Source organism: Flectobacillus major DSM 103 (assembly GCF_000427405.1).
Classification (GTDB): Bacteria; Bacteroidota; Bacteroidia; order Cytophagales; family Spirosomataceae; genus Flectobacillus; species Flectobacillus major.
On record NZ_ATXY01000001.1, the window covers coordinates 1 to 11,935 of the forward strand.

Sequence of the window (11,935 nt, forward strand, 5' to 3'; positions counted from 1 at the left end):
ATAAGTAAAAATGATATAAAGCCCCTACCCTTTGGGGCTTTCTTTTTATTCTCTTTGCTCATATATAAACATCTGTTAATATGTGAGCGAATAAGGGTATAAAAAAATAACTCAAGCGAAAATCGCCTGAGTTATTTGGTAAATAGTTCTACACCTATTACCCAAATATAGTTGATTTAACAATTGAATACAAATTACAGATATGAAAAAAGCCATAGCGTATTATCGAGTATCGACAGAGCGGCAAGGAAAAAGCGGCTTAGGTATCGAAGCCCAGAAAGAAGCGGTACGGGTTTATACAACGGCCAATGAGTACCATGTTATAAGCGAGCATACAGAGGTAGAGAGCGGACGAAAGGACAACCGCCCAGAGCTTTTAAAAGCCCTGAATGAATGCAAGCGATTGAAGGCTGTCTTGATAATCGCAAAGCTCGACCGATTAGGCCGAAACGTGGCCTTTATTGCTAATCTCATGGAAAGTAAGGTTCAGTTTGTAGCAGTGGATAATCCCCACGCTACCGATTTAGTATTACACATTACCGCAGCTTTTGCCCAGTATGAGCGGGAACAAATAAGCACCCGTATAAAGGAGGCTTTACAGGCTGCAAAAAGGCGAGGTGTCATTTTAGGCAAGAATGGCCGAGAAGTCTTGAGCCATCAAAATAAGCACACGGCCAAAGAATTTGCCAATCAGATGAGGCCAATTATTGAACAGCTAAAAGCAGAAGGATATACTACTGAAAGGGCTATCTGTGCCGAACTTAATGACCGTTCAATATTGCCCGCTCGAATGGGTGGCAAGTGGCATAATTCAACGGTTCACAGATTACTAAAACGAATAGAAAAACGTTAAGGTATTATTTTAATTAAAAATCATTATAACCCTTTTGTTTTTATAAGCTTAAAGCTACATTTACAACTGTTTTAACAATCATTCACGCAACCATATTTACATCTTTAATCGGTTGTAAAATAAGTTTTAAAAACAGTTGCAAAAATAGTTGTGATATAGTACTTATATTTACAGTCAAATTCAAAGAAGGAGTATTCAAAATGATTTACACAATAGGCGGAATAAAGGGAGGTAGTGGTAAAACAACCATTGCCACGAATTTAGCAGTTTTCCTTGCGAGCAAAAAGAGAGATGTTCTTTTGGTCGATGCAGATGACCAAGAATCTGCAACTGATTTTACAGCATTCAGAAATCAAGCCTTAGAAGGGGTTTTAGATTATACCGCTGTCAAAATAACAGGAAGTGATTTAAACGGTCAGGTGAAGCGTTTATCAGAGAAATATGATGATATTATCATAGATGTTGGTGGCCGTGATACCGTCAATCAGCGTTCAGCATTAACAGTGTCTCATGTTGCACTGTTCCCATTTGCCGCCCGTTCTTTTGATATTTGGACATTAAACAAAGTGAATGCCCTTTTAAATGAAGTCCTTCCTTTTAATCCTTCTTTACTGTCTTTTACATTTATCAATAAAGCGGATTCAAGAGGAAACCATAAGGACGATGCGGCAGAGCTTTTGAAAAGTTCCGACAAACTTATATTCTTAGATACCCCATTGGGAAATCGCATTGCTTTTGGAAATGCAGCAGCAGAGGGTTTAGGGATTATTGAATTAAGACCCTTAGACGAGAAAGCAGTCACAGAATTTAAAGAGCTTTGGAAAGGAATTGAAAAAGCCCTGAAAAACAAAAAACAGAAGTAATTTAGAATAGGTACATGATATGGCAATTACAAAGAAAAAAGCAAAGTTAGCCCTTCCTCCAGCATCATCGAACATAGATGATAAGGCAATGGTTGAAATGATAAATAAAGGAGGTTCAACTGTCACTAAAGCAGAACCCGCTCAGGAAGAAGATAAATTGAAATCTTTTACTCTCAGGATTTACGAAAGTGAGCTTGCTAAGATTAGGGAAGCTATAAGCAAAATGCCTAAAAGAGGCCGCCAATCAATGCAAGAATTTATGTTAGAGGCTATATTAGATAGAATAGAGAAGCAGAGCTAAATGCCTGTTCACAACCAATTTTGCAACTAAATTGATTGTGAAAACGGTTGTATAATTGGTTGCAAAAATAGTTGTAAATTAGGTTTGAAAAATGAGCGAAGACAACGACAATAAGCCCTCAAAATATGCTGAAAGCCGCCATAGACTTATCATGGAGAGCTTTTACACTGAAAGAGACGATAGAGAGCAGGTTTATTTACCTGCTGCATTAGCTCATGTTTTTTTTCCCCGCAGGGATTTGAAATTAGACCCGACAGAAAGTTTTGTTCACAAAAGCGGTAATTATGAACTGTCTATAACTCAACTCCCAATCAGGAACAGGAATACCGAGAAAAACGAATATCTGGGCCTACCGTTCGGCCCAAAACCTCGTTTACTGTTAAGTGTTATAAATGCTTTAGCATTGCAGCAGGGGAGTAATAAAATAGAAATCAACGCCAATAGCCTAAGTACATTTCTATTGAAAATGGGGCTTACAGATGGGGGGAATCAAATTAACCAAGCCCGTAATCAACTTGCCCGTCTTTCCGCATCATTGATAAGTGTTGATTATATGAATGAAACAGGCGGCCAAACACATGGCCAGATGGCTATTGTAAAGGGTTTTGATTTATTCCCAAGAACCCAACCCAATCAGCTTTTATTATGGGATAGAAATATTACGCTAAGTTTAGATTATTGGGATGAATTGCAAAAACACCCTTTACCATTATCTCTTGAACATCTTCGCATTTTGTCAGGGAATGCAAGGGCAATAGATTTTTATTGTTTTCTCGCATACAGGTTACATCATCTTAATAAACCGCTTTTCCTTTCATGGGTGACGATGAAAGAAATGTTTGGGGGAGAAATAGACCGAATGGATAATTTTAAGGCCAAAATGAGAGCAACCGCAGAGCTTGTTAAATTGGCTTATCAGGATGCAAAAATGGAATGTAACAAAAACGGATGGACGTTCAGAAATAGCCCCAGCCCTATCGCCCCAAGCTATAAATTTGAATTACCGAAATAGGTCACAGGCTGTTGAAAAGCGTTAATAACTTTTAAGTTATTAACCGTAACTTGGTAGGAGAATTTAGAGTTATCAACCGTAACTTGGTAGGAAAAAGTACCGTAACTTGGTAGGAGAAACTAATAATATATACTAATAAAAAAAAGCCTATTATTGGCAAAAAAAGACTGTTGAAAAGAAAAAAATAACTAAGTGTTTGGAAATGCTCGTTTTTTCTTTTCAACAGCAAGCCTTTTTTATAATTAGGTAAAATGGACTTAGAAAAATTAAAATAGGGGGCGAAAACTAAGTATTTAGTTTGTATTATTTTCTTTTTTTTCTATCTGTTTTGTACTAAGATTTTTAGCGAGTAAATCACATGAATATTGCCCAAGCAAAACAAATACCGTTAGACGAACTTTTGAGCTGGTTAGGCTATGAACCCGCAAAAGAGGTGAATGGTGAATTATGGTATAATTCACCATTCAGGGATGATGACACACCCAGTTTCAAGTTATCGTCAAGCCGTACAGCTTGGTTTGATTTTGGGGATGGATTGACCAATGGCGGGAATATTATTGATTTTGCTTTGCGATATTATAAATTACCTGAAAAAGACGTTTCAGGGGCTTTGCGTGAGCTTCGGGCGTTTTCTGGTAGGTTGGTAGCTAATACACCAAAACAAGCCACTCAGCGGGCGGAAAACAGGCAGGAAAGGGTATTTAAAAAGCCAGAAGCCGAAGAACAGCCTACGGGTCATATTTTGAATTTTGAAAAACCATTTGAAATATGGCAAACGTCTAACCGTTTCCGTAAATACACACCACTTGCACAGTATTTGGTTGATAGAGGAATTGACCCAGAAATTGCGGCACCTTATCTGTCAACTATTGGGTTTTCACCTTCAAGGCAGCCAGAAAAAAAATGGTTTGGCGTAGGCTTTCGCAATAATTCAGGAGGTTTTGAAGTTCGGGCGAAATTTGGAAACACTGGATTTAAAGCCTGTATTGGCAAAAAAGATTTAACTTTTTATTCCGCTAAATCGGTAGAGGGTGAGCCAAAGCCTACAAAAACCTATGTTTTTGAGAGCTTTTTAGATTTCGTTTCTTATTTGACTGTTTTCAAAAAGACGAACTCAAGCAATGCAAACTATCTTATTCTAAATGGTGCGACATTGGCCAATAGAGGGCTTGAAGCAATAAAACAAAGTGAAACCCACTTTTCACCATTGATTTTATTTACTCAGCTTGACGAAGCAGGACAAGAAGCATCGAGAAAATTTTTAGAATTAACTGATAGAGACGTGCTTACAGGGTGGCATTATTACGAGGGATATAAAGACCTAAACGAGGCCTTACAAGCGAAGAAGAATAAACCAGATGAACTATTGGCCAAATTTAGTCCTGAGTTTAGCCAATATTTAAAGCACAAGATTTAAACTAACCGTTTGCTGTATAAAACGGTTAGTTTAAAGGAGCTAATTATTCTATTTTGAAGAAAACTTTTTGCGGTTGATATAAGGGTTTTTATCGTAATCCCTCCCCTCTTCAAATTCTGGCATCGTGAAATATGGCACTTTGTCAAACTTTGCGGGATGCAAATTATCCACGATTGTAAAAATCGTATTTGATGAAAGCCGCCTTAATTCGTCAATATTGACCAGTGGGCGAGCAGTTACCCCCGTTTCTGTTCCGATAGCTCCGTAAACGGGATAGGACAGCTCACCAAACATCTTTGACACATATTCAGCGGTGAAATTATCCGAGATATTGAAAAAATGTTTCACCGCACAACTGGAGATAAAATTTTCCCAATTATTCCCGTACTGGTCATTAAGCTGGACAAGATTCTGGAGTATCGCCCAGATATGCACCCCGTAACCCGCATAGCTTCCCAAAGCCACCTCAATTTCTGACAGATAGCCCAGAGCGTAAAATTCATCGAGCAGGAAGCAAACGTCTTTATTTGGATTCCTGACAACGGAACGCATCAACGACGAAACCAACAGCCTAAGCCACTGGAAATGGGTTTTTAGCCTATCCGCAGGAATGATGATATAAACCGTTGTGTTCCCGTCGGTCAAATCTGATGATTTAAAGTCTTTGGTCGATTTCAGCGAATTTCTAAGAGCGGGCGATTTTAAAAAATCCGTCCATTTTTGAGCCGTTGACATGACAGAAGTATATTCTTTTTCCCCTTTTTCCATTAACGCCAAAATCTCAAGAGCCGCAGCCTCAACCATATCGCCCGCATTTTCATTTTGATTTTTTGACATGCTGACAAGCAAATTATCCCAATCCTCAGAACTGAGCCTGAGCCAGTGCCAGAGCGTGCCCAGGTGTCGCTCGTCGTCCTGGATTGTATCTGTTGTGACCAGGTGCAGCAGCAGCCCCGAAATTATCGACCTTGCCCGATTGTTAAAGTGGTCGTCATCGCCTGATGAATTGGAAGGAACAATCGTTTCCGCTATGAGCTGCACATCATCGGACAAATTCATTAAATCCATTTTCAGCAAGTCCAGCGGATTGTATTGTTGAGCAGCTCCCAGCCTTTCCCCCAATAAATCCCACGGATTCAAAATAACGACTTTCCGACCTTTCCCAGCCTGTGCCCTTGCCGTCACGGCTGCAATTTCCCCCTTTGGGTCAACCACGACAAAAGACCCCTCAAACATCCCAGTTTTTAGCAGATTAGGAACAATCAGATTAACGCCTTTCCCCCCTCTTGTGCCAGCTACGGTTAAAATGTGTCCCGCCTGATTGTAATAATGATAATCCCCGATATACAGCCCGCCCCAGTGTGTTTGATATGGTTTAGTTTCCTCACGGGTCGCAAATCTTGCCGTTCCGTATCTCTTTAATTCATTGAGATAATTTAAAATTGACACTTGCCACGTTCTGAAAAAACCAAAAATAATAAACGTAGCCATTAAGTTTACAAATAGCCAAGTAGTTGCAGCTTTAACAGCCATAGAGGTTTCACTATATCCATCAAAAAATAATGCCCCAAACATGGCAATCAATAGCGGAGCTACGATAGACAAAATGCCGCCCGCAATCATGGCAGCATATACAATCCTCGGCTTATCATGCAAAAATGGGTGAACCCCTTTTTCCTTCAGCTTCAGCTTTTTATAGGCGAATGCGAATCCAGCCAAAGCCCCGAAAGACGTGATGCACAGGAGCGACCCGACTAAAAATATTACCCTTAAAATAGGCTTTTGCGGGTCAGGTTCAGAGCGGAATAATTGCTTTAAATCGTCGAAAAAATCGTCCGATAATTTTTGATAGTTTTCTTGCTTAGGTATCATTTTGCATGGGGTTTATTTTTCACTTAATAATACAAATAATCCCTTAAACGGCTTGCAAATTTTGCCCGCTTTGCTACAATTTTTTTTGATGCCCTTGAGCGGGTAAGACGCAGAGCATCACCACCAATCAAATTGAAAGGAGGTGATACAATGCTTAATTACTTAGCGATTATCGCAGTGATTTTAGGACTGCTTGCAGTTCTTAAAATCGTCTAAACTGACGGTTGAGCATTAAATGCAGGACGGCGGCAACCGCCCTGTATTTGAGCCAGAGGAGTCTTGCCCTTCTCTGGCTTTTTTTATTTTACCGTCTGGTTAAAAAACTTGCAAGTTTTTTTGTAAAGAAATTTGATGAAAGGAAGACGGCTAAACCAAAGAATTAGCTCTATAATTTCTTTAAGTATCTGTAATTGTTCAGTAATATTTTCAAGCATGATAAATCCCTTTTGAAAAATTCTTTGCCACTAAACTGCTTAGCGACTTATGACTAATTATAGCACGCATTATATTTGCAGTAGGAATCAGGAGATAATTGTTTTTTTGGTTCCGCAAGTCATGTGTTGTGTCACAAAAACCCTACGGATTTTTCTAACACACACGCCTTGCAAGGGGGAAGCGTTGCACCCTCCCCCTTGACCCCCACCAGCTTTTTAAGAGATACTATGGCACGACCACGCAAACCCCCGACCGAGCAATTGACCCACTACGTCCGATTCCGTTTGACGGAAAAGGACTATGCTAAATTGCTTGAGCTGTCCGAAGGTTTCGACCTTTCGGATTATTGCCGCAAGGTGATTTTGTCCAAAACCCCCAGACGCAAAAAAGCGACCCCCGAACGGGAGACGCTAATTCGTATTCTGGGCGAGCTTGGAAAAATCGGCGGCAACATCAACCAGATTGCCCGAAGCGTCAACAGAGGACGACCGCAGGACATGGCGATTATCGCCTACGGTCTAAAGCAACTGGAAGAAATCGGGGATAGTTTACGCCAGACATTAACCGATAAAGAGACATGATTATTAAAGGAAAAAGCAGACAGAACGGCGGGCAATTGGGGAAATATCTTTTCGATAATTACAAGAAAGAAAATGAAATGGTTGAGCTTTTCGAGGTGAAAGGCACGACCAGCCGAGACCCTAAAAAAGCCATCTTGGAAATGAGCCTTGCAGCAGAGCTGACCAAGGGGAAATTAGGCTTGTACCATGCGAGCCTAAACCCAGAGATTGGGCAAAATATGAGCCGTGAAGATTGGTTAAAATCGCTTGAAATAACCGAGGAAAAGTTAGGGCTTACAGGACAAAATCGGGTTTCTGTCATCCATGAAAAAATAGGTGAAGACGGACAAAAACGGCAGCATATGCACGTAGTTTGGCAGAGGGAGAGAGACGGAAAACTAATAACAGATTCAAAGAATTATGATAAACACCTTGAAGCCCAGAACGAGATAGAAAAAGTTTTAGGCCATGCGAAAACATTGACCCCGAAAGAAATAAAAGAAGAAGTCACCCAGTGTTACAATGAAGCGAAAACAGGGCATGAGTTTATAAATAAGCTGAAAGAAAAAGGCTACCAAGTAGGCAAAGATTATATCACAGAGAAGGGAGGGAAACGGGACTTTTGCCTTGTGCATCCTGACGGCTTAAAAAGCGATTTAGTCCGACAAATTGATAAAGCCAAAACAAAAGATGTTCGCCAGAAACTTGCAGGCGTTGAATTACCAAACGCCCAGACCATCGGAGGACATGAAAAACGGAGCAATACACAGAACGAGAAAGCCAGACGGGAAGGGCTTATAAATGCGGCTGAAAGAGAAAATACAGACAAGGCTAAAAAGCGAGCTGAACAAGCGGCCGAAAATTTCCAAGATATACTGCGAGAACAAGAACAGGAAAAACCCAAAGAACTGACAAAACAAGAGAAATTCGAGCAGCGGTTAAAAGCATTTAGGGAAAATAGTCAAGAAAGCGGGAAAGCTAAGGTTGTAGAAAAAGCAGCCGAGAATAAACAAGATGCTACAGGGAAAGAGCTTTCAAGTTTTGAAAAAAGGCTGCAAGCGGCCAATGAAAACATGAAAGATTTTAGCAGAGAAAGGAATAGAAACAGAAGGTGAATTTCTAAAATATATTAAGCTGAGTTCCTACGTTCTTTTGATTTTTTGGCCGTTCTGGAATGGTGTCTTTGGGCTTTATTTCTGGTTTTGCAGCTTCTGGAGCAGGGGAGTTTGATATAAATTCTTTCAAGATTTCTTGGTTTTGACTTCGTTCTATTTTTTGCCCCCAGAAGCCTAATATATGGGCGGGGGTGTACCATTGGCTATATTCCTTTAGGGTTAGTGTGTCGCCATGAATAAGCGTTGCAGGGATATTCAGGAGCGAAAATTGAACATAGGCAGCATGAACACAGGTTACATCTAAATCTGTGGCCGAAACATAGAGGTTTTGCTGATAATTGATACCCTGAGACTGTAATTCTGTTGCGGCTGCTATGACCATAGCCCCAGTACCGCAAGACGGCTCAGAAACCGTTATAAAGCCTTTTTGGTCGATTATACTTTGCGGATTATCTCCTATTGTCAATTTGGCCATCATCTGACAAAGAGGAAACGGGGTGAAAAATTGCCCTTTTCGTTCATTGTGTAATTCCAATTCATGGAACATATCCCCTAATACATCTTTGGGAGCATTGGTTAAATGCTTTACAAGCATACCCAAGAGCTGAGGGAATATATTAAGCTCCTCTTTTGTATATTGATTTATAATATCAAAATAGCGTTTTTCTCTTTCCTCAAAGTGCTTTTTATCAACGGTATTGCTAAAAGCAATCGCTGATACTTCAACGAAATCAGAATATATCTTTGAAGTACTGTGACGGTACGAAAGTTGATTGATAGCTGCGACCATATCTTGCATAGAACACCTTTTTAATTTATTTAAAGGTTGAATACCATATTATCTATTGGTAATGCAAATCTTAAAAAATCGCCGTATTTTGCACTTTTATTTTTTTTAATACACCATATCATTAGGGTTTAGAGCTATAATAGAAAGGCGATATGACTGTTATTACCAGTAAAGAGTTTTACAAGTGGTCAGAACCGCAGCGATGAAGCAAGCCGCTAAAAATGGATTAAACAGCAATACTTTAACTAATAAAGAAAAATTAATGGCTAAAAAAGAAGTGCTTACAGATTTGTGGGTTTATGAAATGCTCAAAGAGGCAAATATAGACTTACACCCACAAGGTAGCAACATTACGGAAATAAATAACGCTCTAAAGTCGGCATCAAAAGCAGGTTCTGGAAACGTTGGTTTTCCAGAGTACTGCGGAGTAGTTAAAGATTTTATTTTAATTATAGAGAATAAATCAGATGTTTCACTACACACAAAGCGAAATGAGAAAAATGTAATTTGCACCCAAGTTGCAAGCGTAAAAAATTATGCAGTAAATGGTGCTTTATTCTATGGCAAACATTTGGCTAAAAATACTTCTTATAAAAAAATCATAGCTTTTGGAGTGTCAGGTAACGAAAAACGCCACAGAATAACGCCTGTTTTTATTGACGAAAGAGGCGGGTATAAAGAACTTGACGATGTTGAAACTTTCACACTTTTCAATGAAAAAAATATAGATGAATACTATACTAAAAGCATACTTAAAGAAAAAACACCCGAAGAAAAAACTACCGAAGAAATCTTAAAGGATGCAAGAGCCCTACACGAAGATTTAAGGAACTATGGAAGCATTCAAGATAAAGATAAGCCGCTTGTAGTTTCAGGTATTCTTTTAGCATTGCGAGAAATGGAGCATAAAGGTTTCAGTATTGAAAGTCTCGTAGGAGACCAAACCAATACCGATGGAGAAAAAATTTATGAAGCCATTGAGAAAAACTTAAAGAGAGCTAATGTTTCTCCCCAAGTAAAAAAAGATAAATTACTAAGTCAGTTTTTAGTGATTAAAGACACCAAGGTAATTAACGAGGTTAATGATAATTTAAAGAAAAGCCCACTAAAGCATTTTACAGAGTTTTTATACGAAAACATCTACAAAAATATTAAATACATACATTCTGCCGAAGATTATTTAGGTAGATTTTATGGAGAATTTATGTCCTATTCTGGTGGTGACGGACAATCATTAGGTATTGTGCTTACGCCAAAACATATTACAGAATTATTTTGTGAGTTAGCAGACCTAAAAGTTACAGACTCTATTTTAGACCCATGTTGTGGTACAGCAGGTTTTCTTATTGCTGGTATGCACGATATGTTACAGAAAACGGATAACCCAGAAACACAGCGAAAAATTAGGAAAAACCAGTTGCATGGTTTAGAATTACAACCTTATATGTTTACAATTTCAACCACAAATATGATTTTGCGTGGTGATGGAAAAAGCAACCTCGAACAAGAAGACTTTTTGAAATGCAACCCTTCTCAGTTACAAGAGAAAGGTTGTACAGTTGGGATGATGAATCCACCTTATTCTATGGGGAGTAAAAACGACCCTAGCTTATATGAGATAAATTTTACAGAGCATTTACTAAATTCTATAGTACAGGATGGAAAAGTAATTGTAATCGTTCCGCAATCTTCAATGACAGGAAAAACATTAGAAGAGCAAGCTATTAAAGCAAATATTTTAAAGCATCATACCTTAGAGGGAGTTATAACCCTCAATAGTAATTCTTTTTATGGAGTTGGGACAAACCCTTGTATTGCATTATTTACGGCAGGAGTGCCACATTATAAGGAAAAAAAAGTAAAGTTTATCAACTTTGAGAAAGACGGATTTGAAGTTCAAAAACACCGTGGACTTGTAGAAACAATAGATGCCATAGACAAAAGACAGCATTTACTTGATGTATGGTTTGACCGTATTGAAGCGGAAACAATGTTTTGCGTAAATACAACTATAGAGCCAGAAGATGAATGGTTACACTCTTTTTACTTCTTTAATGATGAAAATCCTACAAAGGAAGAATTTGAAAAGACCATAGCAGACTATCTTACTTTTGAATTTAACATGATTTTACAAGGTAAAGAATATTTGTTTGATAGTAAAAGACTAGAGATAGTAAAAGATTTTGAGGAAGTAGAAGATTTAGATAAAAAAGCCTACGGTGAATTTTATTTGAAAGAGATATTTACCAAAGTCCAAAGAGGTAAACGTCTTAAAAAACTTGACCATAAAAAAGGAAAAATGCCGTATGTATCTTCATCAGCAATGAATAACGGTATTGATGGTTTTGTAAGCAACAGTGAGAACGTAAGAATATTTAAAAACTGTCTAACGATAGCAAATAGTGGAAGTGTTGGCGCTACGTTCTTTCAACCATTTGAGTTTGTGGCAAGTGACCACGTTACAAAACTTCAAAACGATGACTTTAACGAATTCATCTATCTTTATATAGCAAGTGTAATAAAGAGATTAAGCGAAAAGTATAGTTTCAATCGAGAGATTAACGACCAAAGAATAAAGAGAGAAAAAATACTTTTACCAATAGACGAAAATGGACGCCCTGATTTTAAATACATGGAAAACTTCATCAAGAAATTAGAGTATGAAAAACTAACAAACTATATAGAGAAGAAAGTAACGAATGTATAAAAGTAGCCAG

General features: G+C 38.5%; 10 protein-coding genes. 8 read left to right on the forward strand and 2 right to left on the reverse strand.

The annotated features are described in order from the left end of the window. Positions 1–202 precede the first annotated feature (202 nt). From FLEMA_RS0100005 to FLEMA_RS0100025, 5 genes are all read left to right on the forward strand, one after another. Entirely contained in the window at positions 203–853 is a 651-nt protein-coding gene (locus FLEMA_RS0100005; protein WP_026993685.1) for a recombinase family protein, read from the forward strand. A gap of 200 nt (positions 854–1,053) precedes the next feature. Beyond that, positions 1,054–1,716 carry an AAA family ATPase gene (locus FLEMA_RS0100010; protein WP_026993686.1) on the forward strand — a complete coding sequence of 221 codons (663 nt, stop codon included), beginning with the start codon at positions 1,054–1,056 and terminating at the stop codon, positions 1,714–1,716. Positions 1,717–1,735: 19 nt separating this feature from the next. Next, a complete protein-coding gene (locus tag FLEMA_RS0100015; RefSeq protein ID WP_026993687.1) occupies positions 1,736–2,017 on the forward strand; it encodes a hypothetical protein in 282 nt (93 codons plus the stop codon). 91 nt (positions 2,018–2,108) lie between these two features. Next, on the forward strand, positions 2,109–3,029 hold the full coding sequence (locus tag FLEMA_RS0100020) for a replication protein RepA (RefSeq protein WP_026993688.1): 921 nt from the start codon (positions 2,109–2,111) through the stop codon (positions 3,027–3,029). Between the two features lie 358 nt (positions 3,030–3,387). After that, positions 3,388–4,446 (forward strand): DUF8464 domain-containing protein, encoded by a 1,059-nt coding sequence (locus FLEMA_RS0100025; protein ID WP_026993689.1) that lies wholly within the window; start codon positions 3,388–3,390, stop codon positions 4,444–4,446. Positions 4,447–4,494: 48 nt separating this feature from the next. Here FLEMA_RS0100025 and FLEMA_RS66980 read toward each other — a convergent pair whose 3' ends face one another. Continuing rightward, the gene (locus FLEMA_RS66980; protein ID WP_044170275.1) at positions 4,495–6,318 is read right to left on the reverse strand and encodes a type IV secretory system conjugative DNA transfer family protein; all 1,824 of its coding nucleotides are present in this window, start codon (positions 6,316–6,318) and stop codon (positions 4,495–4,497) included. A 662-nt stretch (positions 6,319–6,980) separates the two neighbouring features. Between FLEMA_RS66980 and FLEMA_RS66985 the strand changes: the two genes are divergently transcribed. Beyond that, positions 6,981–7,334, forward strand: a complete 354-nt coding sequence (locus tag FLEMA_RS66985; RefSeq protein WP_052353882.1) for a plasmid mobilization protein — start codon at positions 6,981–6,983, stop codon at positions 7,332–7,334. After that, on the forward strand, positions 7,331–8,428 hold the full coding sequence (locus FLEMA_RS0100045; protein ID WP_026993690.1) for a relaxase/mobilization nuclease domain-containing protein: 1,098 nt from the start codon (positions 7,331–7,333) through the stop codon (positions 8,426–8,428). Before FLEMA_RS66985 ends, FLEMA_RS0100045 begins: the two co-directional genes overlap by 4 nt. Before the next feature lie 4 nt (positions 8,429–8,432). Here the strand turns inward: FLEMA_RS0100045 and FLEMA_RS0100050 are convergent, their stop codons facing one another. Continuing rightward, positions 8,433–9,227, reverse strand: a complete 795-nt coding sequence (locus FLEMA_RS0100050) for an N-6 DNA methylase (protein WP_026993691.1) — start codon at positions 9,225–9,227, stop codon at positions 8,433–8,435. 193 nt (positions 9,228–9,420) lie between these two features. On the opposite strand from FLEMA_RS0100050, the gene FLEMA_RS66990 reads away from it, so the two are divergent. After that, positions 9,421–11,925: an N-6 DNA methylase gene (locus tag FLEMA_RS66990; RefSeq protein WP_218918507.1), complete on the forward strand. Its 2,505-nt coding sequence runs from the start codon at positions 9,421–9,423 to the stop codon at positions 11,923–11,925. Positions 11,926–11,935 lie beyond the last annotated feature (10 nt).